The sequence below is a fragment of the Pseudomonas sp. MF06569 genome, assembly GCF_059862735.1.
Map to the genome: position 1 here is coordinate 54,302 of NZ_JCBCUZ010000018.1, position 26,317 is coordinate 80,618.

29 protein-coding genes are annotated in these 26,317 nt (G+C 59.1%); 12 read left to right on the forward strand and 17 right to left on the reverse strand.

All coding sequences use genetic code 11. The features are described from left to right. Nucleotides 1-12: 12 nt before the first annotated feature. Both AC19YQ_RS16530 and AC19YQ_RS16535 read right to left on the reverse strand, forming a co-directional pair. Nucleotides 13-735: a TorF family putative porin gene (locus AC19YQ_RS16530; RefSeq protein WP_339476871.1), complete on the reverse strand. Its 723-nt coding sequence runs from the start codon at nt 733-735 to the stop codon at nt 13-15. 190 nt (nt 736-925) lie between these two features. Continuing rightward, entirely contained in the window at nt 926-1,105 is a 180-nt protein-coding gene (locus AC19YQ_RS16535; RefSeq protein ID WP_003441690.1) for a PFL_1563 family small protein, read from the reverse strand. 358 nt (nt 1,106-1,463) lie between these two features. On the opposite strand from AC19YQ_RS16535, the gene AC19YQ_RS16540 reads away from it, so the two are divergent. From AC19YQ_RS16540 to AC19YQ_RS16550, 3 genes are all read left to right on the forward strand, one after another. After that, nucleotides 1,464-2,300: a CvfB family protein gene (locus AC19YQ_RS16540; protein ID WP_219262941.1), complete on the forward strand. Its 837-nt coding sequence runs from the start codon at nt 1,464-1,466 to the stop codon at nt 2,298-2,300. 23 nt (nt 2,301-2,323) lie between these two features. After that, complete coding sequence (locus tag AC19YQ_RS16545; RefSeq protein ID WP_133078993.1) at nt 2,324-2,728, forward strand: DUF2177 family protein; 405 nt, start codon at nt 2,324-2,326, stop codon at nt 2,726-2,728. A gap of 72 nt (nt 2,729-2,800) precedes the next feature. Continuing rightward, entirely contained in the window at nt 2,801-3,730 is a 930-nt protein-coding gene (locus tag AC19YQ_RS16550; protein WP_133078994.1) for a DMT family transporter, read from the forward strand. Here the strand turns inward: AC19YQ_RS16550 and AC19YQ_RS16555 are convergent. Next, on the reverse strand, nt 3,678-4,859 hold the full coding sequence (locus AC19YQ_RS16555) for an MFS transporter (protein ID WP_500595506.1): 1,182 nt from the start codon (nt 4,857-4,859) through the stop codon (nt 3,678-3,680). The two genes, AC19YQ_RS16550 and AC19YQ_RS16555, sit on opposite strands and share 53 nt — an antisense overlap. A gap of 103 nt (nt 4,860-4,962) precedes the next feature. On the opposite strand from AC19YQ_RS16555, the gene ptrR reads away from it, so the two are divergent. Further along, the gene (gene ptrR, locus AC19YQ_RS16560; RefSeq protein WP_500595507.1) at nt 4,963-5,865 is read left to right on the forward strand and encodes a putrescine utilization regulator PtrR; all 903 of its coding nucleotides are present in this window, start codon (nt 4,963-4,965) and stop codon (nt 5,863-5,865) included. 127 nt (nt 5,866-5,992) lie between these two features. After that, the gene (locus tag AC19YQ_RS16565; protein WP_019828748.1) at nt 5,993-6,118 is read left to right on the forward strand and encodes a PA1414 family protein; all 126 of its coding nucleotides are present in this window, start codon (nt 5,993-5,995) and stop codon (nt 6,116-6,118) included. A gap of 122 nt (nt 6,119-6,240) precedes the next feature. Here the strand turns inward: AC19YQ_RS16565 and AC19YQ_RS16570 are convergent, their stop codons facing one another. The 3 genes from AC19YQ_RS16570 to speB all read right to left on the reverse strand — a co-directional run bounded on the left by AC19YQ_RS16570 (nt 6,241) and on the right by speB (nt 9,351). Then, nucleotides 6,241-6,723 (reverse strand): hypothetical protein, encoded by a 483-nt coding sequence (locus AC19YQ_RS16570; RefSeq protein WP_500595509.1) that lies wholly within the window; start codon nt 6,721-6,723, stop codon nt 6,241-6,243. 202 nt (nt 6,724-6,925) lie between these two features. Then, on the reverse strand, nt 6,926-8,305 hold the full coding sequence (locus AC19YQ_RS16575) for a sodium:solute symporter family protein (protein WP_219262948.1): 1,380 nt from the start codon (nt 8,303-8,305) through the stop codon (nt 6,926-6,928). A gap of 95 nt (nt 8,306-8,400) precedes the next feature. Next, entirely contained in the window at nt 8,401-9,351 is a 951-nt protein-coding gene (gene speB, locus AC19YQ_RS16580) for an agmatinase (RefSeq protein WP_500595510.1), read from the reverse strand. A gap of 183 nt (nt 9,352-9,534) precedes the next feature. Here speB and AC19YQ_RS16585 point away from each other — a divergent pair, with 183 nt between their 5' ends. Beyond that, nucleotides 9,535-10,428: a LysR family transcriptional regulator gene (locus tag AC19YQ_RS16585; protein WP_219262951.1), complete on the forward strand. Its 894-nt coding sequence runs from the start codon at nt 9,535-9,537 to the stop codon at nt 10,426-10,428. A 17-nt stretch (nt 10,429-10,445) separates the two neighbouring features. Then, nucleotides 10,446-11,051 carry a tRNA-uridine aminocarboxypropyltransferase gene (locus AC19YQ_RS16590; protein ID WP_500595511.1) on the forward strand — a complete coding sequence of 202 codons (606 nt, stop codon included), beginning with the start codon at nt 10,446-10,448 and terminating at the stop codon, nt 11,049-11,051. Between the two features lie 94 nt (nt 11,052-11,145). Here the strand turns inward: AC19YQ_RS16590 and AC19YQ_RS16595 are convergent, their stop codons facing one another. Continuing rightward, nucleotides 11,146-11,544, reverse strand: a complete 399-nt coding sequence (locus AC19YQ_RS16595) for a YbaN family protein (RefSeq protein ID WP_219262953.1) — start codon at nt 11,542-11,544, stop codon at nt 11,146-11,148. Nucleotides 11,545-11,548: 4 nt separating this feature from the next. Then, nucleotides 11,549-12,136, reverse strand: a complete 588-nt coding sequence (locus tag AC19YQ_RS16600; protein WP_095002653.1) for a UPF0149 family protein — start codon at nt 12,134-12,136, stop codon at nt 11,549-11,551. A 269-nt stretch (nt 12,137-12,405) separates the two neighbouring features. Here AC19YQ_RS16600 and recQ point away from each other — a divergent pair, with 269 nt between their 5' ends. Both recQ and AC19YQ_RS16610 read left to right on the forward strand, forming a co-directional pair. Then, the gene (recQ, locus tag AC19YQ_RS16605) at nt 12,406-14,535 is read left to right on the forward strand and encodes a DNA helicase RecQ (RefSeq protein ID WP_326397617.1); all 2,130 of its coding nucleotides are present in this window, start codon (nt 12,406-12,408) and stop codon (nt 14,533-14,535) included. Between the two features lie 119 nt (nt 14,536-14,654). Continuing rightward, a complete protein-coding gene (locus AC19YQ_RS16610; protein WP_133079003.1) occupies nt 14,655-15,089 on the forward strand; it encodes a MarR family transcriptional regulator in 435 nt (144 codons plus the stop codon). Nucleotides 15,090-15,186: 97 nt separating this feature from the next. Here the strand turns inward: AC19YQ_RS16610 and AC19YQ_RS16615 are convergent, their stop codons facing one another. Next, nucleotides 15,187-17,370: a patatin-like phospholipase family protein gene (locus AC19YQ_RS16615; protein WP_500595522.1), complete on the reverse strand. Its 2,184-nt coding sequence runs from the start codon at nt 17,368-17,370 to the stop codon at nt 15,187-15,189. Nucleotides 17,371-17,440: 70 nt separating this feature from the next. Between AC19YQ_RS16615 and AC19YQ_RS16620 the strand changes: the two genes are divergently transcribed. Further along, a complete protein-coding gene (locus AC19YQ_RS16620; RefSeq protein ID WP_339476964.1) occupies nt 17,441-17,728 on the forward strand; it encodes an Rdx family protein in 288 nt (95 codons plus the stop codon). Here AC19YQ_RS16620 and AC19YQ_RS16625 read toward each other — a convergent pair. The 3 genes from AC19YQ_RS16625 to AC19YQ_RS16635 all read right to left on the reverse strand — a co-directional run bounded on the left by AC19YQ_RS16625 (nt 17,722) and on the right by AC19YQ_RS16635 (nt 20,921). Further along, nucleotides 17,722-18,612 (reverse strand): DMT family transporter, encoded by an 891-nt coding sequence (locus AC19YQ_RS16625; RefSeq protein ID WP_133079005.1) that lies wholly within the window; start codon nt 18,610-18,612, stop codon nt 17,722-17,724. The genes AC19YQ_RS16620 and AC19YQ_RS16625 overlap by 7 nt on opposite strands. A 77-nt stretch (nt 18,613-18,689) precedes the next feature. Next, nucleotides 18,690-19,448 (reverse strand): helix-turn-helix transcriptional regulator, encoded by a 759-nt coding sequence (locus AC19YQ_RS16630; RefSeq protein ID WP_500595512.1) that lies wholly within the window; start codon nt 19,446-19,448, stop codon nt 18,690-18,692. An 18-nt stretch (nt 19,449-19,466) separates the two neighbouring features. Beyond that, nucleotides 19,467-20,921, reverse strand: coding sequence for a TrkH family potassium uptake protein (locus tag AC19YQ_RS16635; RefSeq protein ID WP_326397619.1), 1,455 nt, complete (start codon nt 20,919-20,921; stop codon nt 19,467-19,469). A gap of 119 nt (nt 20,922-21,040) precedes the next feature. Between AC19YQ_RS16635 and AC19YQ_RS16640 the strand changes: the two genes are divergently transcribed. Continuing rightward, on the forward strand, nt 21,041-21,604 hold the full coding sequence (locus AC19YQ_RS16640; RefSeq protein WP_500595513.1) for a nitroreductase family protein: 564 nt from the start codon (nt 21,041-21,043) through the stop codon (nt 21,602-21,604). Nucleotides 21,605-21,734: 130 nt separating this feature from the next. On the opposite strand, the gene AC19YQ_RS16645 is transcribed toward AC19YQ_RS16640, so the two are convergent. From AC19YQ_RS16645 to AC19YQ_RS16665, 5 genes are all read right to left on the reverse strand, one after another. Continuing rightward, nucleotides 21,735-23,069, reverse strand: a complete 1,335-nt coding sequence (locus tag AC19YQ_RS16645; protein WP_133079009.1) for a HAMP domain-containing sensor histidine kinase — start codon at nt 23,067-23,069, stop codon at nt 21,735-21,737. A gap of 78 nt (nt 23,070-23,147) precedes the next feature. Further along, nucleotides 23,148-23,579 (reverse strand): Spy/CpxP family protein refolding chaperone, encoded by a 432-nt coding sequence (locus AC19YQ_RS16650; RefSeq protein WP_326397621.1) that lies wholly within the window; start codon nt 23,577-23,579, stop codon nt 23,148-23,150. Between the two features lie 142 nt (nt 23,580-23,721). After that, nucleotides 23,722-24,399, reverse strand: a complete 678-nt coding sequence (locus AC19YQ_RS16655; RefSeq protein WP_019828766.1) for a response regulator transcription factor — start codon at nt 24,397-24,399, stop codon at nt 23,722-23,724. A gap of 71 nt (nt 24,400-24,470) precedes the next feature. Then, nucleotides 24,471-24,770 (reverse strand): YciI family protein, encoded by a 300-nt coding sequence (locus AC19YQ_RS16660; RefSeq protein WP_133079012.1) that lies wholly within the window; start codon nt 24,768-24,770, stop codon nt 24,471-24,473. A 1-nt stretch (nt 24,771) separates the two neighbouring features. Continuing rightward, on the reverse strand, nt 24,772-25,368 hold the full coding sequence (locus tag AC19YQ_RS16665) for a septation protein A (protein WP_500595514.1): 597 nt from the start codon (nt 25,366-25,368) through the stop codon (nt 24,772-24,774). Between the two features lie 84 nt (nt 25,369-25,452). Between AC19YQ_RS16665 and AC19YQ_RS16670 the strand changes: the two genes are divergently transcribed. Beyond that, complete coding sequence (locus AC19YQ_RS16670; protein ID WP_133079014.1) at nt 25,453-26,316, forward strand: PHP domain-containing protein; 864 nt, start codon at nt 25,453-25,455, stop codon at nt 26,314-26,316. Nucleotide 26,317 lies beyond the last annotated feature (1 nt).

Below are 26,317 nucleotides of genomic sequence, written 5' to 3' on the forward strand. Positions count from 1 at the left end.
ATAAATCAGGGCTCAGTAAAAAGTCCGCTCGGCCTTGAATGTCAGCAAGCCATCACACTGGGCGTTTTGCCCCGAATACGCTGAACAGTCTGTGCCGTCCAGGCTGGAGTCGCTGTAGATCAGGTCCAGGTCGATGCCCATCCAGGGGCGGGAAAATTTTATCGACCAGTCATTGAAAGCACTCACGCGGCCACCATCGGCAATGGATACGGGGGAGCCCAGTTGGTGGGTGGTGTATTTCATGCTCACTCCGATACCGAAGGGCTGGTTGACACCCAGGTCGGCAAACAGCGTGCTGTCGCGTCGGTCCGGGTCGTTGCTGAAGGCGGCGCCAAAGCGCGTGCCCAGCACGGTCAGGCCGGCAAAAATCTGCTGACTGTCCAGTGAGTCGAGTTTGGGGTAGCTGTAGTGGATTACCCCCAGCTCATAGCTCAGGGTTTGGTCGAAGGGGTGTTTGTAGCCCAGGTAGGAATCAACTTCCAGATTGCTGCCAGGCTTGATGCCCATGGTGGGTGCCCATTGGCCTGCGTACCAGCCACTGTCATGGGTCAGGTCCAGGCCGCCATGAAAGGTCGAGCCGGGGCTTGTAGGCTTGACCAGGCCCTGAGCCATGCTGCGGCTGGGCTGTGTGGCCAGTTTGAGGTCGAAGTTGCCCAGTGCGCGGGAAAAGACCTGTGCATCCACAATCGTGCTGGCCAGCAACGTGCCGGTCAGCAGTACCGCCCGTGTGAGCATAATCGGCTCCCTATATGGGCTCAAAGGCTTGATTCAGAGCCTTTGGAGCATACGCAGGAATATCGGCAATAAAGTGCCGTTCGTCGATTTATCGATTCGAATCAGGGATGTGGCGCAAGGGTGGGATAAATCGATAGTCCTAGCGCCTTGGAAGGCAAAGCGCAAGAGGACCAGATGACGCGAGGGGGTATTACTTCTTGCCGAGCGTGATTTGCTTGGACGGGCCAAAAGTTTGGCCGCTGACGCCTTTGTTGATTTGCTGGATCTCGCCGCCGGATTTCAAGAATGCTTCGATTTGAGCATTGATGGAATCACTGGTTTCTACAGCGGGAGCTGGCTTTGCTTTGCTGGCAGATGCTTTAACGCGCATGGCGGCTATTGACCTTTAGAAAATAACTTGGCCAGCGATAGTACCAGAAATACTTGACAATTGCTTGTTAAATATCTTCGTAAAATAATAGAGGTGGTGTGGGCGAAGACATAAGCAAGTGTCTAATTGCCTGCTAACTCGCTGTTTTAATTCATAACAGTGGAGGGATTTTAAACATGTTCAGGTGCTGCCGGACGGGAGGGTGGGCTCCTGCAGGCTGACGAGTGGCAGCCTGACAGCGTTAGAAAATCCTGATAAATCAAACCTTTCACAGATTTTTTGGATACCGGGTCGCGGCGCTCCAATTTGCCCCCCTAAACTCGGGTAGAATGCCGCCTACGTAATGAGGGTATTTGACATGGCTTTAATCGGTCGCTACAACAGTTTGCAAGTGGTTAAACATACAAGTTTTGGTTTGTATCTCGATGGTGGGGCAGACGGCGAAATCCTGTTGCCGAATCGTTATATTCCCAAAGATATTCCCAGTGAAGATGAAGACTGGCTCAACGTATTTGTTTATTTGGACAGCGCTGACAAGTTAATTGCCACCACTGAAAAACCAAAAGTTCAGGTCGGTGAGTTCGCCAGTCTTAAAGTGGTTGAAGTTAACAGCATTGGTGTATTCCTCGATTGGGGTCTGCCAAAAGATTTGCTGCTGCCGTATTCCGAAGAAAAACGCCAAATGACCGCCGGCGAATATGTCGTGGTGCATGTCTACCTCGACAAGCACACACGCCGTATCACCGCGACTGCCCGTCTGGACCGTTATCTGGACAAAACCCCGGCCAACTATCAGGTAGGCCAGGAAGTTGATCTGTTGGTGGCCGAGGCCACGGACATGGGTTTCAAAGCCGTGATCAACAACAAGCACTGGGGTTTGATCCACAAGAATGAAATCTTCAAGTTCATGCGTGCGGGCAAGCAAGAGAAAGGTTTCATCAAGGAAATTCGCGCTGATGGCAAAATCAGCCTGAGCCTGCAACCGGTCGGTCAGGAAGCAGCCAGCAGTCTGAACTCAAAGATCCTCAGCAAGTTGCGCGACAATAACGGTGTGCTGGCAGTCAGCGACAAAAGTGCTCCTGAAGTGATCAGCAACCATTTTGGCGTCAGCAAGGGCAACTTCAAAAAAGCCATTGGCGCGCTGTACAAGGAAGGCAAGATTGCGATCCACCCGGACCGCATCGAATTGATCTGAACTGACGCAGGGAGGCTGGCGAGATGAGCAAGGCAGTGTGGGCGTATATCGGTGCGTTACTGGCTTTTCTGGTGCTCGACGGCCTGTGGCTCGGCGTGCTCATGAGCTCTACCTATAAAGAGCTGCTGGGCTCGTTGATGCTGGCGCAGCCCAAGTGGGGCCCGGCCATCGTGTTCTATCTGATGTACGTGCTGGGCGTGGTGTTCTTTGTCGTGCTGCCGGCCCTTGCCCGGGCCAGTGCGCGCAGAGCTGCATTGGCCGGCGCGTTCTTCGGGCTGGTCGCCTATGGCACTTACGACATGACCAACTGGGCGACGCTGCAAGGCTGGTCTGCCCAGTTGGCTTTGATGGACATGGCGTGGGGCGGGTTGTTGACCTGTCTTGCTTCATTGTCGGGTTACTGGACGGCCCGCAAGCTGGCGTCCTGACTCTATTTTCTTGCACGTTAAACACTGTGCTGTTCTGCATTTGTGCGGGCGTGGCTTTTTTTCGGGTGGACTATGAGTGTTACGCGGCGTGCAACGGATGCATTCGCACTGCAGGTCATGCTGGGCTTATGCCTGATCTGGGGCGTGCAGCAAGTCATCATCAAAATTGCCGCACCCGACATCGCCCCCGTGATGCAAGCGGCCTTGCGCTCAGGTATTTCGGCGCTGCTGGTGGGTCTGTTGATCTGCTGGAAGGGTGGCTGGAGCCAGGTGCCCGCCACCTGGCGTGGCGGCTTACTTGCCGGTAGCCTCTTCGGCCTTGAGTTCTTCTTCATTGCCGAAGGGCTGCAACTGACCAGCGCTGCACATATGTCGGTATTCCTCTATACCGCGCCCATTTTTACCGCCCTCGGAATCAACTGGCTGTTGCCCAGCGAGCGTTTACGACCGTTGCAATGGCTGGGGATCATTCTCGCATTTGCCGGGATAGCCTTTTCTTTTGCCGGGGGGATTTCGTTTGCCGACATGGACCGCAACATGCTGCTGGGCGATGTCTACGGGATTCTGGCAGGCATGGCCTGGGGGGCGACCACGGTGGTGGTGCGCGGCTCCCGGTTGTCGGAAGCGCCAGTCACCCTGACCCTGTTCTACCAGCTTGTCGTAGGTTTTTTCGGATTGTTGGTAATTGCAGCGGCCAGCGGCCAGATCACCCATGTCAGCCTGACCACCGTCGCAGTGGCCAGCGTGTTGTTTCAGGGTTTGGTTGTGTCGTTCTTCAGCTACCTGGTGTGGTTCTGGCTGCTCAAGCGCTATATGGCTTCCAATCTGGCGGTGTTCTCATTCATGACGCCCCTGTTTGGCGTGACCTTCGGTGTGCTGGTGCTTCACGAGCCCCTGAGCGTCAACTTTGTGGTGGGCGCGATTCTGGTGCTGTGCGGCATCACGTTTGTCAGCGCTGAGCAGTGGGTGCGCCGCAAAGTGCGCGCTCTGCTGGGGCACTGATCGACTTCCAGGCAAGCACACCAGCAAGCAACAGCCCGCTGGCGGCAATGATCAGCGCCGGTTGCAGTCCACCGCTGAAATGGCTGCTGAGGGCTGCCAGCAATGGCCCGGACAGCTGGCCCACGGCAAAGCAGGCGGTCAACAGGGCTGCGTTTCGGGCGGTGGCGCGGGGCGCCAGATCCCGTGAGCGCTGCATGACCAGCGACATGCAGGCCAGAAACGGCGTGCCGCACAGGATCACACCCAGGGCCAGGCCCGCGCTGCTCGGTATCAGGCACGCAAGTACGCCAAAGGCCTGAACCCACAGCGCGCCCATCAGCCAATAACGGGTGGTGGCAGGGCGATGACGACGAAAACTGATCAGTACCACGCCAATCGCGGCGCATAGCCCGAAGGCAGGCCAGAACAGATCGGCTTGCCATTGGCCGTGAAACCGTGCGTTTGCCATCTGTGACAAAAACGTCGCAGGAATGATGTACCCCAGGCCATACAGCCCATAAATCGCCCCCAGTCGTGCGATTCCGGGTTGGCGGCTGTCAGGTGCTGAGGTGTGGGTTTGTGCGGCAGTCGAAGCCGGTTGTGGCAGGGCGGGCCAAATCGCCAGCAGCATCAGCAGCGCCGCCACGGCATAGATCATCCAGAGGGTGGCCGAGTTTTGTCCGGTTACATTGGCTGCCAGTGCCAACAAGCCGGTGAGCATCACACCAAGACCGGGTCCGGCAAACACCAGGGCGCCAAGGCGTGGCCGATTCTCAGTGAGAGCTATGTGCTGACTAAGCGCGGTAATCATGACCATCACCCAGGCACTGGCGATACCGGAACCAAACCGCAAGAGCAGGTGCGGCCAAAAACCGTAGGCCCAGTACGAAACCAGAGTCAGCAGGACACACAGCCACAGGCCAGTGTGCAAACGGCCGCGCACCTGCTCCGGGCGCCGGGCGCGCATGGCATCCAGTGCACCGAGCAGATAGCCAAGGTAGTTGGCGGCAGCAATCAGCCCGGCGCCGGTCAGGTCGATCTGTCCTTCACCAATCAAGTGAGGCAGTTGCGGGGTCAGGGAGAAGCGTCCAATGCCCATGGCCATCATGAGCGCGATAAAGCTGGCGAGTAAGCGGATCAGGGGCGACATGCTGCAGGTTCCTGGGTGAAGGCAATGACCGTCAGGCTAGTGCTGTTTGACTTTCCTTAAAAATGAATAATAGTGAGTGACTTATTCAGTTTTGGAGAATGGTGTGGAATTCAGCCAGCTGCGGATTTTTCAGGCTGTGGCCCAGGAAGGATCGATCACCCGTGCGGCTGAGCGCCTGCATCGTGTGCCTTCAAATCTGTCGACTCGGCTCAAGCAGCTTGAGGAGCAGATGGGCGTCGAGCTGTTCGTGCGTGAGCGCCAGCGCCTGCAGTTGTCTCCTGCGGGGCAAGTGTTGCTGGACTACACCGCACGGCTATTTGCCCTTCACGATGAAGCCCTGAGCGCCGTTCAGGGGGGCGTGCCTTCGGGCAAGTTCACGCTGGGGACGATGTACAGCACGGCGGCGATCCACTTGCCGGGTCTGCTGGCGCACTATCACCGCACGTATCCGGCAGTGAGTTTGCACGTTCAGTCGGGCCCCAGCGGCGAGTTACTCGAAGGGCTGCTGACGGGGCGTCTGGATGCCGCGCTGGTGGATGGCCCGCTTGAGTTGGCCGGGCTGGACGGTGTGGAGTTCTGTGAAGAGAGCCTGGTGCTTATCAGCGATCTGGACCATCCACCGATTGGCCGTGCCCGGGACGTACAAGGCAGGGAAGTCTTTACCTTTCGTCAGGGCTGTTCATATCGCGCCCGGCTTGAAGCCTGGTACGCCAGCGACCGTGCCTCCTTGGGGCGGGTGATGGAGATCGAGTCCTATCAAGGGATGCTGGCGTGTGTGGCGGCGGGTTCAGGGGTGGCGCTGATGCCAGGGTCGATGCTGGCCAGCTTGCCGGGGCGAGAAAATGTCAGGATACATGCCTTGAAACAACCTTTTGCCAGCGCCACAACATGGTTGATGTGGCGAAAAGGCATGATGGGCGCCAACTTGAATGCGTGGATTGAGCTGCAGCAGACGGCGCCGTTGCCAAATGGGGCTGTGTCGCCGCAACTCAAGGTGCTGCCTTGAGTCAGATATGTAGGAAATTAGCCTAAAGTTCATTGACCTTAGGCAAGCATTGAGTAGGACTTAGGACTATTATCTGTGTGAAGCGACCACAGAATTCCCGTCGCCAGAGTGACCCCAAGGGGGATATATGAAAGACAAACTGCAAACCTGGCTTCATGACGTTGGTGTTGCGCTTGGCCTGATCGAGCCGCCACTGCAGCCTGTGCCGATTCCTGTCGATGACACGCGTCGCCGTCCACAACGTCGCCGCTAAGGCCTGATTGCACGTTAGACCAGCGCGCTGGTCGTGTTTCTTTCGGTCCTTGATCGGCGAAAGGGTTGTGTGCTGCAAAAAACAAAAGGGCAGTGTGAACTGCCCCCTCCCTCCAGGGTTTTTCAGCCCATGGTGAAGCGCACGCTGTAATTGAGTGGCGCTTCGTCTGTTTTCTCCGTTACCCGCGCTTCACATTTCACATCGTCCATGCCTGTAGAGGTTGCGCTGGCTGATCGCGTAGCGCTCAGTGCCGGCTTGAATACGCCGAATGACTGGGTAACTCTCAGCGCCGTGGTAAAGGTGCATTCCCGATCGCCATTGGCATATGAAATGACTTCGCGCAGTGTTGCAGGGGTTTTTCGCGGGTACCCGAAGTTGGTCTGATAGTTCGCTTCAAAGGAATGCTCGCCATAGGGGTCCACATCAAAGAAGCCGGGGGCGGCCAGTGAAAGCTCCCAGCTTGAACGGTTGAGCTTGAGTGCTCCCGAAGTGTTATTGACGACTTCGAATGTCAATGTGGTGACGTCGGCTTGAGCGTTGACGCCGGTTAGCGCCAGGGTGCAAGCCATGACAGCGGTGGCCAGACAGTTGTTTGAGTAGGTCATGTGTTAAGTCCATTTAGTGAGTTGCACGTTGCTTGAAGGTGTGCGGCGACATCCCATGTGGCCGCTTTTCAAGCGTAGTTGGACTCATTGATGGGCTGGCAGAGATAAGGCGATGTATGGGCGGGGTATTGGTATTCGGGGGTGTATGAAAGAGGAAAACGGGTACGACCTGTCACGTCGCACCCGTCGAACAAAGGGTTTATCAGGCGGCGCTCACCACCGAAGCAGGGCGTCGATCCATCAGGCTAACCACAACAAAGCTGATCAGCGCCACGCCCAGGCTGTAATAAATGGGCGTGTTGGCTTCCAGGCCATCCTTGAGCATGAACCCCAGTGCCGTGACAAACCCCAGGCTCATGCTGGTGATGGCGCCCGCAGTGGTGGCCCGCTTCCAGAAAATCGCCCCGATCAATGGCACCAGCATGCCGCCGACCAGCAGGTTGTAAGCCAGGGTGAGGGCGCTGATGACATCAGAAACCACCAGGGCGATGCCCAGTACGGCAAAGCCTGTCAGCAAGGTAAACAAGCGGTTGATATTGAGGCTCGATTGCTTGCCGCCACGCAGCCTTGGCAGCAGATCCTCGGTCAGTACGGTGGAGGCTGCCAGCAAGCCAGCGCTGGCGGTCGACATCATGGCCGCCAGGGCCGCAGCGATCACCAGGCCGCGAATACCGTCTGGCAGCGAGACTTTCACGATGGCGGCGAAAGCGTTGTTGACGTTGTCCAGGTCCGGTAGCAGCACGTGGGCGGCCATGCCGATCAGCGCGCACGTCAGGCCGTAGAGGATGCAATACAGGCCTGCGAATGTCCCCGCGTACTTCGCCACCCGGGCCGTTTTGGCGGTAAACACACGCTGCCAGATGTCCTGGCCGATCAGGATGCCGAAGAAGTAGATCATGAAGTAAGTGATGATCGTGTCCCAGCCGATGCTGGTGAAGCTGAAGTTCGATGCGGGTAGCTTGCTGACCAGCTCGTCCCAGCCGCCGACGCGGTACAGGCAGATCGGCAGCAGCACGAACATCAGGCCGATGGTCTTGATCGCAAATTGCACGATATCTGTCAGGGTCAGCGACCACATGCCGCCAATGGTCGAGTAAATCACCACCACGCCGCCGCCCAGCAGTACGGAAATCCAGAAAGGAAGATCGAACAGGACTTCCAGTACGGTGCCAATGGCCAGAATCGAGGTCACGCCAATCATCAGCGCGTAGGCCAGCATGATCACCGCGCTGGCCTGGCGGGCCATCGGGTTGTAGCGCTTCTCCAGTACCTGGGTCACGGTGAATATTTTCAGCTTGAGCAACGGCTTGGCCAGGAACAGGTTCAGCGCGATGATCCCGCAACCCAGTGCGGCACACAGCCAGAAACCTGAAATCCCGTGCACATACCCCAGGCGCACGGTGCCGACGGTAGAAGCCCCGCCCAGTACCGTCGCGGCCATGGTGCCCATGTAGAGGGTCGGGCCCAGGTTGCGGCCTGCGACCAGATAGTCTTCGTGGGTCTTGGCCTTGCGCATGCCGTAGTAACCCAGCACCAGCATTGCCGCAGCGTAGATAAGGACGACCAGTAGATCTAAAGCCATGATGGCGAATCTCCGATTATTTTTTTTATGGATGCAGCAGGCACGGTGGCTTGGTGCCGTAAAGCGCAAGGCTTGATGGCACCGCAAGGATGTCCTTATCGATGTACAACGCCGGGCAGCACGCAGAGCATTTCGTACAGCAGGTTGGCGCCCAGTAACGAGGTGTTGCCGGTGGTGTCGTAGGGTGGCGAGACTTCTACCAGGTCGCAGCCGACCAGGTCGAGGCCTTGGCAGCCGCGGATGATTTCAATCGCCTGAATGGTGGTCAGGCCGCCGATTTCCGGAGTGCCGGTGCCGGGAGCCCAGGCCGGGTCGATGCCGTCGATATCAAAGCTGAGGTAGACCGGGCCGTTGCCGACTTTTTCGCGTACCTGTGCCATCAGGGGCTCCAGGGACTTGTGCCAGCACTCTTCGGCCTGCACCACGCGAAAGCCCTGGTTGCGGCTCCAGTTGAAGTCTTCGGCGGTATAGCCCTGGGCGCGCAGGCCGATCTGAACCACGCGGTCACAGTCCAGCAGGCCTTCTTCAACGGCGCGGCGGAAGGTCGTGCCGTGGGCGATTTTCTCGCCGAACATATGGTCGTTCACATCGGCGTGGGCATCGATATGCACCAGCCCGACCTTGCCGTGTTTTTTGTGCATCGCCCGCAAAATCGGCAGGCTAATGGTGTGGTCGCCACCCAGGGTCAGGGGGATGACATCGTGCTCAAGGATTTCGTCGTAAGACGCTTCGATGATGCGCACCGCATCAAGCAGATTGAAGGTGTTGATTGCCACATCGCCAATATCGGCCACGGACAGCGAGTCGAACGGCGCGGCGCCGGTGGCCATGTTGTAAGGGCGGATCATCACCGATTCAGCGCGGATTTCCCGAGGGCCGAAACGGGTGCCGGGGCGCAGCGAGGTGCCGATATCCAGGGGCACGCCGACAAAGGCCGCGTCCAGGCCCTTGGCCGATGGCAGGTGGGGCAGGCGCAGCATGGTGGCGATGCCGGCGAAGCGCGGCATTTCATTGCCGCCCAGTGGTTGATGAAGAATTTTGTCCACGGGTAAGGCCTCGTCGTTTGTTGTGGTTATGGCGTTCGATTCTGCGAAAGGCGGGAGGCGGGAAGAATCGCTGTGGGCAAATACTTAGTTCAGGTTTTTCTAAACTAATGGCGGTAGACTCTGGCTCTCAATGTCGCCTGTATGGCGAGCAAGCCCGCTCCCGCCGTGGCAAGTGAGTGATTGATGGCCAGCGCGTTACCCGATCTGAAACTATTACGAATATTTGCCAGCGTGGTCAGGCACCAGGGGTTTGCCAATGCGCAACAGGCGCTAAACCTCTCGACCTCGGCCATCAGCACCTATATGAGCCAACTCGAAGCCAGTCTGGGCCTTGTGCTGTGCCATCGCGGGCGCGGCGGGTTCAGCCTTACCAGCAAGGGCGAGCTGTTTCACCAGGAAACTCTGCGCCTGTTGGGTGAACTGGAAGGTTTTGAACAGTACGCCGCAGCACTCAAGGGTGAGTTGCGCGGCACTCTGAACCTGGGGGTTATCGACTCCACGGTCAGCGACAAGGCCTTGCCCTTTGCCGAGGCCATTGGCGCCTATAGCCAGGAGCACCCGGCGGTGCATCTGCATTTGTCGGTGATGAGCCCCTACGAATTGCAGCTTGGCGTGCAAGATAACCGCCTTGATCTGGCCATCGGTGCGTTTTCTACGCGCATGAGCGGGCTGGTCTACCAGCCCCTTTATCGTGAGCAGCACTGGCTGTACTGCAGCACACGGCACCCCCTGTTCAGCGAGCGGCGCATTCCCGAGCCGGTGATTACTCAGCAGAGGATGGTGGGGCGCGGCTATTGGAGCCAGGCCGAACTGGCGCGTCACGGCTTCAAGCACAGCGCGGCGACGGTCGACAGCATGGAAGCACAGCTGATCCTGGTGCTTTCGGGGGCTTACATTGGTTATTTGCCCGAGCACTACGCAGAGCCCTGGGTAGAGAAGGGCGACTTGCGGGTGCTGCTCCCCGCGACCTTTGGCTATCAGGCGCCGTTTTCGATGATCGTGCGCCGTGGTCGCAGCCGAGAGCCGCTGATTCAAACCTTCCGCGACTTGCTCAAAGCACAGCTTAATCAACCTTGAACGAGAGCTTTATTCCCATGTCACGCGCCCAATGCCCTCGCTGCTTGCGCCCGCAATCGCACTGTTTGTGCAACTTGATTCCATGCCTGGACAGTCGCACCCGTGTGTTGCTGTTACAGCATCCGAGCGAGGTCAATCATGCGTTGAACACTGCACGGCTGGCAGCGCTGGGTTTGATCAATGCCGAGTTGCTGGTGGGCGAAGTGTTTGAGGATCTGGACAGGTTGCTCAATCCGCCGGGGTATCAGGCGCGGTTGTTGTTCCCGGGGGATGATGCACAGTTGCTCCAGGCGAGCACTGCGCCAGGCGAAAGCCTGCCATTACTGCTGGTAGTGCCGGACGGAACGTGGCGCAAGGCCCGCAAGTTGTTGCACCTCAACCCTTTGCTGGCACAGTTGCCACGGGTCACGCTGCCCGAAGGTGCGGTGTCGCGCTACCGACTGCGCAAAGCGCCGGGGCCGGGCGCCTTGTCGACCCTGGAAGCCATCGTGCAGGCGCTGGAAATCCTGGAGCCGCCCACGTCGTTTGCGTCGTTGCTGCGCCCGTTCGAGGCGTTGATCGAAGGGCAGATCGAAGCAATGGGCGCTGAAACCTATCTGAAAAATCACGGGGACAAGTCGTAACGTGTGGGAGCGGGCTTGCTTGCGATGCAGGCGGGGGGTATGTCAGGGAAACCGGGTTGATGCGATCGCGAGCAAGCCCGCTGCTACAAAGGTTTCAGGGTTTTTCGAGGGTTTTTTGACGCAGGATGTAAATGCTCACCAGCACCGCGCTGGTCAGCATGAACCCACGTGCCCAGGGTAAAGGCACCAGATAACACGACACGCCGATACTCAACCACATCAGGCCAATGGCGTAGACCTTGCCTTTGAGCGGGATGCCGTTGCCATCCAGGTAGTCGCGGATCCACGGCCCGAGTCGAGGGTGTTCGACCAGCCAGTGATAAAAGCGCGGCGAGCTGCGGGCAAAGCACGCGGCAGCCAGTAGCAGAAAGGGCGTTGTGGGCAGGACAGGGAGGAAGATGCCGATCACTCCCAACGCCACGCTCAGCCAGCCGATGGCAAACAGAACGTGGCGCAGCAACCGCGAACGGTTGCCGAAATCGGGAGGTGTCACTGAATCAGTGGTGACGTGGCTTGAGGATCGCAGGCTTTTCGTCCGGCGCCTGGCACAGCAGGTACAGGGCAGTCAGCGCTTCCGGGATCTGGACGATCATGTCGTCCATCAGGTTGGCATCCTTGGCGATGTCTTCGAACTCAGGCTGATCATCGAACAGGCCCGAACCCACCATGATTGGCAGCAGCATTTCGCTGACTTCTTCTTCAGCGGTTTCGAACCAGGCGGCTTCGCGCATGAATACGCCTTCCATGAAGCCTACACACCAGCCGCGCAGGTCGGAATCATCCGGCTCGTCGCCCAGGTCCAGGTCGCATGGCAGTTCGAACTCTTCATCGGACGCCAGTTGGCGGGCGATGTGAGCCTTGAGCTGGATCAGCGTGCCTTCGATTTCGGCGCGCTGGGCGTCGTCTTTGTAATGTGGGGCTTCGGAGAAGATTGCGTCGATCCACTCACGCTCAGGCACTTCTTCGGAGCAAATGGACAGGGCAGTCAGATAGCCGTGGGTGGCCACGTAGTCCAGCGCCTCGTCATGCAGCTCGTCGGCGTCGAGGAAGGCTTGCAGGCGGGTTAGTTGCTCAGCGAAGGACATTAAGTGCTACCTAGTAAATAAACGATAGTGAATTCTAGGCTTTCTTGAGCTTCCAAGCCAGTCGCAGGGCACATTTGCCATCAGTTCCCGGTTATCGGTGTTGCAATTACACAACCCGCAGCGGGGGAGTGCTCGGGTATACTGCCGCGTTTTGTGATGCCCTGCGTCAAATGTAGCGCGCCGGTGGCCAGTGCCCGAACCTTTTCAAGGTTTGCGGCCGTGCCGGATCGCGCTGGCGCAGGGGTGTTTCGGCGATTTCTGGAGTTTCTATGCTCGAACAGGCTCAACGCGTACTCAAAGACATCTTCGGCTACGACAGTTTCCGTGGTCGTCAGGGTGACATCATTGAGCGCGTGGCCAGTGGCGGTGACGCCTTGGTGCTGATGCCTACCGGCGGCGGCAAATCCCTGTGCTTCCAGGTACCGGCATTGTTGCGTGATGGCCTGGCCGTGGTGGTTTCGCCGTTGATCGCCCTGATGGACGATCAGGTGGCAACCCTTGAAGAACTCGGGGTGGCGGCTGCGGCCCTGAACTCGACCCTCAGCGCCGAACAGCAGCGTGATCTGGCCAACCGCATCAAGCGCGGTGAGGTCAAAATGCTCTACCTGGCGCCCGAGCGTCTGGTACAGCCGCGCATGATGGCGTTTTTGCAGAGCCTGGACATTGCCCTGTTTGCCATCGACGAAGCCCACTGCGTATCGCAGTGGGGCCACGATTTCCGTCCGGAATACCTGCAACTGGGCCAGTTGGCCGAAGTGTTCCCCAATGTGCCGCGTATCGCCCTGACCGCCACGGCAGACAAACGCACCCGCGAAGAAATCGTTACCCGCCTGCATTTGCAGAACGCCGAACGCTTTCTGTCGAGCTTTGACCGGCCCAACATTTTTTATCGCATCGTGCCTAAAGAGCAGCCGCGCAAGCAGTTGCTGGCGTTCCTCTCGGAGCGACGCAGCGACGCGGGCATCGTGTATTGCCTGTCGCGCAAAAAGGTCGATGAAGTGGCGAAGTTTCTGTGCGAGCAGGGCTTCCCGGCCTTGCCGTATCACGCCGGTTTGCCGAGTGATACCCGGGCCGCCAACCAGAAGCGCTTCCTCAACGAGGAGGGGCTGATCATGGTGGCGACCATCGCGTTTGGCATGGGGATCGATAAATCCAACGTACGTTTTGTCGCGCACCTCGATTTGCCCAAGTCCCTTGAAGCTTATTACCAGGAAACCGGTCGGGCAGGGCGTGATGGCCTGCCGGCTGACGCCTGGATGGCCTACGGTCTGCAAGACGTGGTGATGCTCAAGCAAATGCTGCAAAACTCCGAGGGCGATGAGCGACACAAGCGTCTGGAGCACCACAAGCTCGATGCCATGCTGTCGTTGTGCGAAGAAACCCGCTGCCGTCGTCAGACCCTGCTCGCGTATTTTGATGAAGACATGCCGCAGCCTTGCGGGCATTGCGATAACTGCATGGATGGCGTTCAAACCTGGGATGCCACCGAGCCTGCACGTCAGGCGCTTTCGACGATTTATCGTACGGGCCAGCGTTATGGCACCGGGCATTTGATTGACGTGTTGCTGGGTCGAGAAAACGAAAAAACCCGCAGCATGGGTCATCAACACCTGTCCGTATTCGGTGTTGGCAAAGACCGCAGCGAAGGCGAATGGCGCACGCTGTTCCGCCAGCTGGTAGCCCGTGGCCTGGCCGACATTGATATCGAAGGCTATGGCGGCTTGCGGTTGAGCGACACCTGTCGCCCGTTGCTGCGTGGCGAAGTGACCCTGGAACTGCGTCGCGAGCTCAAGCCGCAAACTTCGGTCAAGAGCAGTTCTGCCAGCCCTGCCAGTCAATTGGTGCGCGGCGAAGAGCGCGAGCAGTGGGAAGCCCTGCGTGCGTTGCGGCGCAAGTTGGCGGAAGAACACGGCGTGCCGCCTTACGTCATCTTCCCCGACTCAACCCTGCTCGAAATGTTGCGCAGCCAGCCGACTTCCTTGTCCGAGATGGCAACGGTCAGCGGTGTGGGCGCGCGCAAGCTGGAGCGTTACGGCGAGGCGTTCCTCGAAGTGCTGGGCGGGCAGGCCGAAACGCCAAAAGTGGTGGCCGATATCCGTCACGAGCTGATCAGCCTGGCCCGGGCCGGCATGACTCCGTTGCAGATCAGCGGGCAATTGCAGTGTTCTGAAAAGAATGTTTACACAATGCTGGCCGAGGCCATTGGTCGTCAGGAGCTTTCGCTGGAACAGGCGCTGGACTTGCCTGAAGACCTGATGGAAGAAGTGCAGGATGCCTTCCTGGATGGTGAAGGTGAATTGCCGAGCGTGGCCAGCATCGCCGAGCAGTTCAAGGGCCGTGTACCGGAAGGTGTGCTGTATTGCGTACGTGCGGCGCTGCAATCTGAGTTTGAAATGTGACCATGTTGCTGATTTTGTAACGAATGATTGACTTGCACCTCTTGCCTATGAGCAAGCGGCATGCTTAGCTGACTAATAATTAGCTTCACTCTATTTTCAGTCTAATCATCGAGTTTTTTATGCCGTTAACCGATCAGCACCGTTTTGGTATGCAACTGGCCCAAATGTCTCGTGGCTGGCGTGCCGAGCTGGATCGTCGTCTTGCCGGTCTGGGGTTGTCCCAGGCGCGTTGGCTGGTGCTCTTGCATCTGGCCCGCTTTGACGAAGCGCCGACTCAGCGCGAACTGGCCCAAAGCGTTGGCGTTGAAGGTCCGACCCTTGCTCGTTTGCTCGACAGCCTTGAAGCCCAGGGCCTGGTTCAGCGTCACTCGGTGGTTGAAGACCGTCGCGCCAAGAAAATCGTCCTGAGTGATTCCGCCCGTCCGTTGATCGAGCAGATCGAAGCCATCGCCACGGCGTTGCGCCAGGAGCTGTTTGTGGGCATCGATGAAGAAGAGCAGCGCATTTGCCTGCGCGTCCACAAGCGCATTCTGGATAACCTCGAGAAGAACTGATGTAGACCGGTGGGAGCGGGCTTGCTCGCGATGCAATCGCGGGCAAGCCCGGTTCCCGCAAGTTCTGTGCTGTTTACAGCTCACTGTGGGCGGGCTTTCAGAACGTCTGCCCCAGGTTTAGATACAACGCCTTTTGGTCATCATCGTTAAAGCCATAGCTGAAGTTCAGCGGGCCCAGCGGTGTGTCGAAGCCGATAAAAATACTCGCCGCATTGATATAGCCGCTGTCGAACTCGTTGTCGTTGTTCCAGGCGCGCCCACGCTCCAGCGAGGCACCGGCATACAGCGGGAAATCAAACGGCAAATACGAGCGCGGTGTGAGGCGACGATAGTACACGGCCCGCATCAGGCTGATGTTCTGCCCCGAGATCCCGTCCTCCCTGAACCCGGACAATTGCCGTGCTCCGCCCAGCAGGAAGCTGGAGGTCACCACATTGGCCTTGTCCAGCGTGCGCCCGTAGCGCCCGCCCAGAATCCAGGTGTCGGGCCCTGAACTCAGGGCCTTGTCCAGATTGAACTCCCACTGACGATAACGCTCATCCGAGCCAAGCCCCGGTTCGAATTGGCGCACGCTCAGGCTGATGTCTTCACCCGAGTGGGGGAAGTACACGTTATCCAGAGAGTCGAAGGAGTACTTCAGGTCGTAGAAGCCTTCGTTGAAGCTGGTACTTGGCAAGTCACGTTCCCCAATTCGCACGTCGGCCTTGCCCCATGCCTCGCCCACTCCCAGACGGATCTCGCCGCTGTTGCCGATTTGACGACCAAAATTGAGGCCAAAGCCGTAACGCTCAAGTCGGTATTCGGCAATGGGGTCGTTGTCGAGGATGGCTTCCACGTTTTGTGACTGGGCGTTGATGTAGGGCGCAACGAAGTAGCGCGATCCCGCATCCAGCGGCTGGTAAAACTCGCTGTACAGCTCTTGCTTGTCGCCAATCTGCACCCGCGTCAGCCACTCTGCGCCCAGGGTATTGATGCCGTTGATGCGGTAACTGGCGCCGATATTGAATGCGCTGTCGCCGCGCATATCGTCAGACAGGTTCAGTCCCAGGCGCAGATAGTCGGTACCGCTGCGTTTGCCGCGGGCGCTGATCACCAAGGTGCGATCCTTGCCCTTGTGCACCACGCGGTATTGCACCTGATCGAAGTAGTCCAGCCCGTACAGCGTGCCCATGTCCCGTTGCAGGCGGCCCAGGTCCAGCGGTTCGCCAATGGGCTGGCGAATGTAATAGCGGATCACCGAGTCGCCGATTTTAGAGTCGTTTTCGATCTTGATCGCGGTAATGACCGGGGTGCGCTCTTCGGCTGAACGGGCCTCGGCCAACTGCGTGCTGGAGTCATGGCGCAAGCTGGCCAGGCGTTTTTCGAGAATCTGCGTGGCGCGGTAGCCGGCGTTGATGATGTCTTGCGAGCGACCAAAATCAGTGGCGCCATAACTGGCCAGTGCGGGCTGGATCAGGATGTCATCGGGCTTGAGTGACGCAAGCTGTATCTCGGAGTTGCTGCGGGTCATCAGGGTGATGGACTGATTGAGGATGTCGAACACGGTATTGAGTTGTTTGCGCCCGCGAAGCGGGGTGCCGATATCCACCACGATGACCATGTCCACGCCCATCTCGCGGGCCACATCCACGGGAATATTGTCGACCATGCCACCGTCAACCAGCAGTTGACCGTTGATCTCTACCGGGGCGAACACCGCCGGTATCGACATGCTGGCGCGGATCACCTGGGGTAGATGGCCTTTGCGAAACACCACCTTTTCACCATTGACGATATCAGTGGCGACGGCGCGGAACGGGATCGGCAGCTTGTCGAAATCACGGATGTCGCTGCTGTGGGCCAGCAGGCTTTCGAGCAGTAACGCCAGGTTCTGGCCCTGAATCACGCCCAATGGCAGACCCAGACTGCCATCATCACGGAAACTGAGTTGCTGTTTGACCAGAAAGTCACGGTCGTCCTGCTTGCGCCGGAACGGTACGTCTTCGCGGGCCGGGGCATCTGACAGGGCTTCTTGCCAGTCGATACCCAGCGCGAGCTTTTCCAGCTCATCGATCTTGTAGCCCGAGGCATACAGGCCGCCGATCACAGCTCCCATGCTGGTCCCCGCGATGGCATCGATCTGGATGCCTTGCTCTTCAAGGGCCTTGAGTACGCCGACGTGGGCCAGACCGCGGGCCGCCCCTCCGGACAGCACCAGGCCGATTTTGGGCTTGCCCGCTTCGGCGGCAAACAGCACCAGGGGACATAAACACAGGAGTAAACAGCTCAGCAGGCGGCGCATCATGAATCTCTGGGCAAGCGACAAAGGCGGCTATTATAGCGGCGCCTTTCCTACAAGAGCCTTTGAAATCATGCCGTCGAACAAACCCGAAATTGTCATCACCTACTGCACCCAATGCCAGTGGCTGCTGCGTGCTGCCTGGCTGGCCCAAGAGTTGCTCAGTACGTTTGCCGAAGACCTTGGACGGGTCGCGCTGGAGCCTGGCACTGGCGGGGTGTTTCGCATCACCTGTGACGGCGTGCAAATCTGGGAGCGCAAGGCCGATGGCGGTTTTCCCGAGGCTAAGGTGCTCAAGCAGCGGGTTCGCGACCAGATCGACCCGCAGCGCGACCTTGGGCACAACGACCGGGCTCAGTGAGCAGCGGCATCCAGCGCGGGCTTGCCTGGAGCAGGGCCGCCGGCCATGCGGCTCGACACCACGATCGCGACAATAATCAGCAGCCCGCCCAGTAGCATGCGCAGCGAAGGTGTTTCGTGGAACAACAGCCAGGCCAGGGTGATGCCATAGACCGGCTCCAGGGCAAAGACCACGGCGGCAGTGCGCGCCTTGATCACGGCGAGGCTGGCGACGAACAGGCTGTGAGCCACGCCCGTGCACAGCACGCCCAGCAGGCAGATCCACAGCCAGTCCAGCGGGCGGACATCGCTTAGCTGCGGGGCGGCAAATGGCAGCAGGCACAAGGCGACCACCGCGTTTTGCCACATCGCCGCCTGCACGGCGGGCACCCGGCCCGAGTTGGCCCTGTTGTTCAGTGACAGCAGGGAGAACAGCAGGCCCGAGGCGATCGACCACAGCAGCCCTTCGGTCGCCTGGCTGGCCAGGTCGAAGCTCGGGGTGACGAGGATCAGTCCGACGCTGACCAGTACCACCAGAATGATTTCGTTGAGCCGAATGCGTTCGCGAAAAATCAGCCCTTCGAGAATCACCGTGAATGCCGGAAAACTGGCAAAGCCCAGGGTGGCAATCGCCACCCCGGCGATCTTGACCGAGATAAAAAAACTCACCCAGTGCCCGGCCAGCAGTAAGCCGCTCAACAGCAGGTTGCGGGCATCGCGCAGGGTCAGCGTGTACCAGCTGCGTTTGGCCAGACCGGCGAAGCAGACAAGGGCCAGAACCGCAAAGGCGGCGCGGCCAAAGACGATGATTGCAGCCGAAGCGGCCGCCAGCTTGCCGAATACGCCCGTCAGGCCAAACAGCAAGGCACCGATATGCAGGGCACCCAAAGCGGTACGCGGAGTCATTGCAATCCTTAAATCAATACGGGCAAGGCGTTCAGTTTAAGGGGCGGGGCGGCGGGCTGTCTGTCGTGAGACTGGCGTCAGTTGTCGCCAGACTCGCGGCGCAGCACCGAAGGCGAGGCTCCGAATTCCCGGAGCATGGCGGCTGCAAAAGCGCTTTGTGAACTGTAACCGACGCGGCTGGCGACTTCGCCAATGGGCAGGGTGCTGTGGCGTAACAGCGTCAAGCCGCTGTACAGGCGGCGTTGGCGAATGTAGTCCATGGGCGTTTGCCCGCTCTCGCTGACAAAGCGACTGTGCAAACGGGCGCAGGAAAGACCGGCAATCTGCGCCAGATCTGCAACCTGAAGCGGGTAGGCGGCGTTTTGTGCGATGTAGGCATCCATCGCGGCATAAGGCAGGCGGCGGGCTTGTGCCTGCTCAGGCGCGAGCGGGTTCAAGCTGGCCAGCAGCAGAATTGCACCTTGGCGGGCAATCAGCGGATCACTCACAGGACTGCTGGCCAGCCAGCTCACCAATTGGTGTTGCCTGGGGTCCAGGACCAGGTGACCGGTCGTGTCGAGCAAGCGACGGCTGGCATCGGCGTGCTCGCCCAGGGTTTGCCCGAGCCAGTTTTGCCCCGGAACGTCGAGCACCAGGCAGTGGCTGCCTTGCGGGCTGCCGCAGGTGTGGTGAGCGCCTGCGGGAATAATGATCAGATGCTGCTGACGTAACAGGCTGGCGCGTCCGTCCACTTCGAAATCGAGTTTGCCGGACAGACTGATCACCACCTGCGCGTGCTCATGGCTGTGAGCAATCACCTCTTGGCGGTAATGACGCAGTGACAGGATTTGGTCCATGGCGACCTCATGTGTGGATCAGTGCCGCCAGAATGCCGGAATGCACAGTACGAACACGGTAATGATCTCCAGGCGACCTAGCAACATGCCCAGGGACAGAATCCACTTGGCTGCATCCGGCAGGCTGGCGAAGTTGCCGGAGGGGCCAATGGTTTCGCCCAGTCCCGGTCCAACGCCGGACACTGTACTGGCGGCGCCGGTGAGGGCGGTCATCCAGTCCAGCCCCAGCAGCGAAAGGGCCAGGGCGATCACGCAAATGGTGATGGCAAAGAAGAACGAAAAGGTCAAAATCGAGCGTACGATTTCTTCGTCGAGGCGGTGGCCGTTGTACTTTTGCTTGATCACTGCACGAGGGTGGATCAGCTGATTAAGGTTGGCCTTGAGCAGGATGTAGGCGACTTGAAAACGGAAAATCTTGATTCCGCCAGCAGTCGAGCCCGAACATCCGCCAATAAAGCCCAGATAGAAGAACAGCATAAGCGAGAAATTGCCCCACAGGCTGTAGTCGCCCAGAGCGAAACCTGTGGTTGTAACAACCGACGTCACGTTGAGCGCCACATGGCGGAAGGCGTCCCAGTAAGGCATGTTGGTGGTCCACCACAGCCAGGCGCTGAGTACGATCCAGGTCACCAGCAGCAGGCCCAGCAAGCCTTGAACCTGCTGGTCCTTGATCAGCGCCTTGCGATGGCCGCGCAAGGTGGCGACATACAGGGTAAACGGCAAGCTGCCCATGATCATCACGGCGATGGCCACCCAGTGCACTGCCGGTTGTGACCACTTGGCCAGCGACTGGTCGGAGGTCGAGAACCCGCCGGTGGAAATGGCCGACATGGCGTGGTTGATCGCGTCAAACACACTCATGCCTGCCCACCAGAACGCCAGGCTGCCGATGATGGTGATGCCGACATAAGCGGCCACAATCAGTCGCGCCACCATGTGCGAGCGGGGCATGACCTTTTCGGATCGGTCAGACGATTCGGTCTGGAACAGGCGCATGCCACCGATTCGCAGCAGGGGCAAAATCGCTACCGCCATGCCGATAAAGCCAATGCCACCCAGCCAGTGCAGCATTGAGCGCCACATCAGAATGCCGGGGGACATGGTGTCCAGCCCGCTCAGGACCGTGGAGCCGGTGGCGGTAATGCCGGACATGCTTTCGAAAAATGAGTCGGTGTAGCTGATGTGCTGCGTCAGCAAAAATGGCAGTGCGGCGAAGATGCACACGATGACCCAGCTGGACACCGTCAGCAGGTACATGTCCCGTGGACGCAGGTGAACCTGCTCGGGGCGCCCGGGTATCACCAGCGCCAAACCTGCAATAAAGGTAATCAGGCTGGCCCACAGGAAAGATGGCAAGTCGCCCAGGTGGTCGTAAATCACCAGGGTCAACATGGGCACAGCCATGCTGATCGCGAGCGTAATCAGGAAGATGCCGATAATAAAACCGATGATGCGTAAGGTCGGCAACGCCATGAAGTCAGCTCGGGGATGAAAGAGGGGCGCCATTCTACCTGTGGTCTGGGCTATGTAAACTGCCAGGCCCTCGGGAGATACCGTTAGAATAGCCGCACATTTTCTTCAGGAGGTGGCCAATGGAGGCTCTCGACGCTTTGCTCAACCGTGTTTCTGCCCCGCGCTTGCTTGATCCGGCGCCGACGGCCGAGCAACGTGAAGTACTGTTTGCGGCCGCCTTGCGTGCGCCGGACCACGGGCAGTTGCGTCCTTACCGTTTTTTGACGGTTGAAGGCGAAGCGCGCAACCAGCTGGGTGAAATACTTGCCGAGGCCGTGCAGGCCCAGGGCGGCGAGGTGACACAAGCGGCATTGGACAAGGCCCGCGCCATGCCTTTGCGCGCACCGTTGGTCGTTGTGGTGATTGCCCGTTTGCAGGATCACTTCAAAGTACCGAAATCCGAGCAACTGATTACGGCAGGCTGTGCAGCCCATGCCATTGAACTGGCAGCTTATGCCCAGGGCATTGGTGCGGTATGGCGTACCGGTGAATTGTCCTATGCGCCACATGTGGCCAAGGGACTGGGGCTGGGCGAGGGCGAGGAAGTGGTAGCGTTCTTGTATCTGGGGACCGCGCAGAACGAACTGCGTACCGCGCCGAAAGTGGATAGCGCCGAGTTCGTGAAGGCGTGGTCGGTCAAGTAATCCCGGATCTATAAACCTGTGGGAGCGGGCTTGCTCGCGATTCGGGCGGCGCGGTGTAGCGGTGCCACCGCGGCGCCGGAATCGCGAGCAAGCCCGCTCCCACAACAGCAGCGCAAACGCCGCATCAGATTTACAGATTGCCGTTGGGCTCCAGCGGCAACTCCAGCGTGGCAATAAACCCGCCATCCGGATGATTGCCCAGCACCAGGCGCCCGCCATGACGTTCCGCAGCACGGCGTGCAATGGCCAGTCCCAGCCCGTGCCCGGCGGCCGTCTGGCCAGGCGCGCGGAAGAACGGTTCGCCCAGTTGTGCCAAGTGCTCCTCGGCGACCCCGGGCCCGTGGTCGCGTACCTTGATAGTGATGTGCTCGCCCTCGCGCGCCGCACTCAACTCGATCGGCTGACCGGGCGGGTTGAAACGTTGCGCATTGCGCAGCAGGTTATCCACCGCCCGCTCGATCATGGTTGGCCAGCCATTGAGGCTCAAATCCGGCTCGGCAAGCAATTGCACCGCTTGCTCGGGGGCCGCCATCGACGCATCCTTTTGCACCGCGCCGAGCAGGGCATTGAGCTCCACGTGCTCTGCGCTGGCCTGGTCGGCATCAACCCGGGCCAGGGTGAGAATTTCACTGATCAACGATTCGAGCCGATCGCATTCGCGGGTCAGCCGTGGCCACAGTTTTTCCCGCTCCTCAGGTCCGGCGCGCTCAGCCAGTGCCAGGGCGATTTTAAGGCGGGCCAGTGGCGAGCGCAGCTCGTGGGACACGTCGCGCAGCAACTGGCGCTGACTGCCGATCAAACTCTGCAGGCGGGCGCCCATGCGGTTGAAATCGGTGGCCAGTACGCCAAATTCATCGCGGCGCGAGGCCAGTCGCGCCAGGCTGTTCTGTTGATAGGTGGTTTGCCCCAGATCATGCACTGCAACCCGCAGGCGGCTCAGCGGCCGGGTGATGGAGAGGGTGACCATCAGGCTGAACAGGGTCAGTACCACCAGGGCAATCCCCAGGGCACTCAGCGGCCAGATCAGGCTCTGGCGATGCCAGGCATCCAGTTCCGGGTGTGGAATGCGATAAATCAGCAGGTAGGTTTCGGCGGTTTTTGGGCTGGTGTATTCGACCGTCAGGCGGCGCCAGGGCAACTGCTCTTCGCCCGGATGCTGGCGAGCTTCCCAGGCCGCTGCCCGGCGAGGGAACGTGCCGCGAACCACGGGGTCGCCACTTTCGTTAAGTACCTGCACGTCGATGTGATAGCGACGTTTGCGCTTTTCGAGGAAGTCTTGGGCGGCGTCGGCGCCTTGGGTTTCGTAGCGCTCAGTCCATTGTTGCGCCAGGTTGGCGATCCCTGGATGGCGGGAAAGAATCCACGCGTCCTGATTGAGCATGTGCCCCATCAGGATCGAAAGCCCTGCGACCAAGGCAATCGCCAGCCAAAAGCTGGCAAGAATGCGCCAAAACAGTGATCGCACGGTAATTCCTCGCGGGTAATGGATTAAAACGAGTAAAGCCCAACGGCCAAAGGCCGTTGGGCTTCATGTGCGCGTGGATTATTGCGCTTTAGGAGCTTGTTGTGCTTTCCATTCCTTGAACTGCTTCCACTCAGCCTGACGCTCGGCGCGTTTCTGTTGCATCTCGTCGAAGCGTTTTTGCTGATCAGGCTTGAGCAAGGCACGGATATCGCTCTGGGTCTTGTCGTGCTTGGCCTTGATCTCGTCTTTCAGTGCTTTTTGATCAGCGGCTGGAAGTTTTTCCAGGTACTTCTCGACCAACTGCTTGCGGTCATGCATTTGCTCGCCCATCAACTTGCCAATCTGCTGGCGCTGTTCGCGGCTCAGGTCCAGTTGGCTGTAAGGGGCTTCGCCGCGACCGTGGTGCTCGCCACCGTGACGTGGGCCCATTGAGCCGTCGCCACCAGGCATGGCCATTGCGACGGTTGGCAGTGCTGCAGCAAACATCAAAGCAATTAGAGTCTTACGCATGGTGTGTCTCCTTCGATTACGTTCCGGTGAATCCGGATGCGCCCAGTTTAGGGAGATCAAGGTCAAGCGCTGTCAGCCCTGCGTAAAGCTTTGGTAAAGACGGTTTTGCGGGGTATTTACACACGCTCCCGGCAAAAAGGGGTTATGCGCTGTAAAAGTAACCACGGCTGCGCAGCGCCACAATACGGGGGCTGCCGTCGGGGTGGGGGCCAATCTTCTTGCGAAGGTTGCTGATGTGCATGTCCAGGCTGCGGTCGTACAGGGTCAGCTTGCGGCCCAGGGCAATCTGCGCCAGTTCCTGCTTGTCCAGCGGCTCGCCCGGTTGACGCAGCAAGGCTTCAAGAATCCGGCTTTCAGACACGGTCAGCGTGATGTCGCGCTGGTCGATCGTGACCACGCCGCGCATGGGGCTGAAGCACAAATCCCCCAGCTCCATCTGGCTGGATACCGCTGCCGGGTGGCTGCGGCGCAATACGGCGCGCAGGCGGGCAGTCAGTTCCCGGGGGTCGCAGGGTTTGGCCAGGTAGTCATCGGCGCCCAGCTCGAGCCCCAGAATGCGGTCCAGGGGTTCGCCACGGGCTGACAGCATCAGCACCGGCAAGTCCGGATGATCGTTGCGCAGTTGCTTGAGCAGCTCAAGGCCACTGCCATCTGGAAGCATGACATCCAGTACCACGGCATCGGGGCTGGACTCGTTCAACGCCTTGCGGGCGCTTGAACCGTCATGGCAAGCGCGAACCTGGAAGCCTTCCTGGCTCAGCCAACTGACGAGAAGCTCACACAGCTCCTCGTCATCATCTATCAGTAACAGGTCGCTCATGACTTACTCGATTTAACCAGTGCCGACGTTGTCTACGTCGGCTACCGGCAAAGATACCCCAGGGAGGCGGGTTACGGCAGGACTTGCTTGAACGGCTTGACGATAACGCTGGCATACACGCCAGCAGCAACGAAGGGATCAGCCTCGGCCCAGGCCTGGGCGATGGTCAGGGATTCGAACTCGGCCACGATCAGGCTGCCGCTGAAGCCGGCAGCGCCCGGATCATTGCTGTCGATGGCCGGATGAGGGCCGGCCAGCACCATGCGACCTTGCGCGTTAAGCTGTTGCAAGCGCTCAAGGTGCGCAGGGCGGGCAGCCAGGCGAGCTTCAAGCGAGTTGGCGACGTCTGTTGCAATGATGGCGTAGAGCATGTCAGTCCTTGGTCTTGGGGGTGGTTGGATCGGTGTCATGCAGATGGCGCGACAGGTAAATGCCTTGGCCGATCAGGAACAGCACGGTCATGCCCAGGCTGCCGAACACTTTAAAGTCGACCCAGAAGCTTTGATAGGTGAACGCAACGTAGAGGTTGGCCGCGCCGCAAAACAGGAAGAATGCGATCCAGGCCAGGTTCAGGCGTGTCCATACCGCGTCGGGCAGGGTCAGTACATGACCCATCATGCGTTTGATCAGCAGTTTGTCGCCGATAAAATGGCTACCGGCAAACACCAGTGCAAACAGCCAGTTCACCACCGGCGCTTTCCACTTGAGGAAGGTTTCGCTGTGGAAGGCGAGGGTCAGGCTGCCGAACACCAGGCAGGCTATCAGGGTCAGCCATTGGCTTTTTTCGAGTTTGCGCTGTTTAAAAAACAGAATGCCGTACACCACCAGCGAACTGGCAATCAGCATCGCCGTAGCGCTGTAGATACCCCCGACCGACAGGCTGTGCCCGCCGATTTCGATGACGCGTGGGTCGGTTTTGTAAACGATGAAAAACAGTAGCAGCGGGATGAAGTCGATGAATTGTTTCACAGTGGCAGCCAGAAGCAGGATGTGGCGGCATAATAACAAACATCAATGACAGCGAAAGTGTCAGCTAGAGGTTATTAAATCCCCGTGGAAATTGACTTGCATTGCCATAGCACAGCTTCCGATGGCGCCCTGGCGCCTGCGGTACTGGTCGCGCGTGCGTTCGAGAAAGGTGTGCGAGTCCTGGCCCTGACCGATCACGACACACTTGAAGGTCTGGACGAAGCCCGCACAGCGGCGCAGGCGCTGAACATGACCTTGATCAACGGCGTCGAATTGTCGTGTACCTGGGGCGGGGCCACGATTCATGTGCTCGGCTACGGTTTTGATGTCAATGCCCCAGCGTTGGTCGAGGCCATTGCCAAACTGCATGAGGGCCGCTGGCTGCGGGCCGAGGAGATCAGTCGCAAACTGGCGCTCAAGGGCATGCCCGGCGCGCTTGAAGGCGCGCGGGCCATCCAGCAAGGGCTGGGTGACAGCGGTAATGCCCCGGCCCGTCCGCACTTTGCCGATTTTCTGGTCGAGGCCGGGTACGTCAAGGATCGCGCCGAAGCCTTTCGCAAGTGGCTGGGGGCGGGCAAGCTGGGCGACGTCAAACTGCATTGGCCGACCCTTGAAGACACGGTCGCCACCCTGCGTGCAGCCGGGGCCTGGGTAAGCCTGGCGCACCCGTCGCACTACGATTTCACCCGCAGCAAGCGCCGACGTCTGATTGGCGACTATATTCAAGCTGGGGGTCACGCTATTGAAGTGGTCAACGGGTATCAGCCAGCCGATCAGGTAGGCAGCCTGGCGATCCTTGCGCGTGAGTTCGGTCTGCTGGTCAGTGCCGGCAGTGATTTTCATGGTCCGGGAGGTTGGTCCGAGATTGGCGAGTACCGCCCGGTCCCGGAAGATCTGCCGCCATTGTGGTGTCGATTCAAATATGAACAGCCCACTGCTAACGTCTGAA

What these genes read in the sequence shown, in the direction of transcription:
- AC19YQ_RS16530 (WP_339476871.1), bottom strand. Translation starts at nt 735, where the DNA reads ATGCTCACACGGGCGGTACTGCTGACCGGCACGTTGCTGGCCAGCACG.
- AC19YQ_RS16535 (WP_003441690.1), bottom strand. Translation starts at nt 1,105, where the DNA reads ATGCGCGTTAAAGCATCTGCCAGCAAAGCAAAGCCAGCTCCCGCTGTA.
- AC19YQ_RS16540 (WP_219262941.1), top strand. Translation starts at nt 1,464, where the DNA reads ATGGCTTTAATCGGTCGCTACAACAGTTTGCAAGTGGTTAAACATACA.
- AC19YQ_RS16545 (WP_133078993.1), top strand. Translation starts at nt 2,324, where the DNA reads ATGAGCAAGGCAGTGTGGGCGTATATCGGTGCGTTACTGGCTTTTCTG.
- AC19YQ_RS16550 (WP_133078994.1), top strand. Translation starts at nt 2,801, where the DNA reads ATGAGTGTTACGCGGCGTGCAACGGATGCATTCGCACTGCAGGTCATG.
- AC19YQ_RS16555 (WP_500595506.1), bottom strand. Translation starts at nt 4,859, where the DNA reads ATGTCGCCCCTGATCCGCTTACTCGCCAGCTTTATCGCGCTCATGATG.
- AC19YQ_RS16565 (WP_019828748.1), top strand. Translation starts at nt 5,993, where the DNA reads ATGAAAGACAAACTGCAAACCTGGCTTCATGACGTTGGTGTTGCGCTT.
- AC19YQ_RS16570 (WP_500595509.1), bottom strand. Translation starts at nt 6,723, where the DNA reads ATGACCTACTCAAACAACTGTCTGGCCACCGCTGTCATGGCTTGCACC.
- AC19YQ_RS16575 (WP_219262948.1), bottom strand. Translation starts at nt 8,305, where the DNA reads ATGGCTTTAGATCTACTGGTCGTCCTTATCTACGCTGCGGCAATGCTG.
- AC19YQ_RS16585 (WP_219262951.1), top strand. Translation starts at nt 9,535, where the DNA reads ATGGCCAGCGCGTTACCCGATCTGAAACTATTACGAATATTTGCCAGC.
- AC19YQ_RS16590 (WP_500595511.1), top strand. Translation starts at nt 10,446, where the DNA reads ATGTCACGCGCCCAATGCCCTCGCTGCTTGCGCCCGCAATCGCACTGT.
- AC19YQ_RS16600 (WP_095002653.1), bottom strand. Translation starts at nt 12,136, where the DNA reads ATGTCCTTCGCTGAGCAACTAACCCGCCTGCAAGCCTTCCTCGACGCC.
- recQ (WP_326397617.1), top strand. Translation starts at nt 12,406, where the DNA reads ATGCTCGAACAGGCTCAACGCGTACTCAAAGACATCTTCGGCTACGAC.
- AC19YQ_RS16610 (WP_133079003.1), top strand. Translation starts at nt 14,655, where the DNA reads ATGCCGTTAACCGATCAGCACCGTTTTGGTATGCAACTGGCCCAAATG.
- AC19YQ_RS16615 (WP_500595522.1), bottom strand. Translation starts at nt 17,370, where the DNA reads ATGCGCCGCCTGCTGAGCTGTTTACTCCTGTGTTTATGTCCCCTGGTG.
- AC19YQ_RS16620 (WP_339476964.1), top strand. Translation starts at nt 17,441, where the DNA reads ATGCCGTCGAACAAACCCGAAATTGTCATCACCTACTGCACCCAATGC.
- AC19YQ_RS16625 (WP_133079005.1), bottom strand. Translation starts at nt 18,612, where the DNA reads ATGACTCCGCGTACCGCTTTGGGTGCCCTGCATATCGGTGCCTTGCTG.
- AC19YQ_RS16630 (WP_500595512.1), bottom strand. Translation starts at nt 19,448, where the DNA reads ATGGACCAAATCCTGTCACTGCGTCATTACCGCCAAGAGGTGATTGCT.
- AC19YQ_RS16635 (WP_326397619.1), bottom strand. Translation starts at nt 20,921, where the DNA reads ATGGCGTTGCCGACCTTACGCATCATCGGTTTTATTATCGGCATCTTC.
- AC19YQ_RS16640 (WP_500595513.1), top strand. Translation starts at nt 21,041, where the DNA reads ATGGAGGCTCTCGACGCTTTGCTCAACCGTGTTTCTGCCCCGCGCTTG.
- AC19YQ_RS16650 (WP_326397621.1), bottom strand. Translation starts at nt 23,579, where the DNA reads ATGCGTAAGACTCTAATTGCTTTGATGTTTGCTGCAGCACTGCCAACC.
- AC19YQ_RS16655 (WP_019828766.1), bottom strand. Translation starts at nt 24,399, where the DNA reads ATGAGCGACCTGTTACTGATAGATGATGACGAGGAGCTGTGTGAGCTT.
- AC19YQ_RS16660 (WP_133079012.1), bottom strand. Translation starts at nt 24,770, where the DNA reads ATGCTCTACGCCATCATTGCAACAGACGTCGCCAACTCGCTTGAAGCT.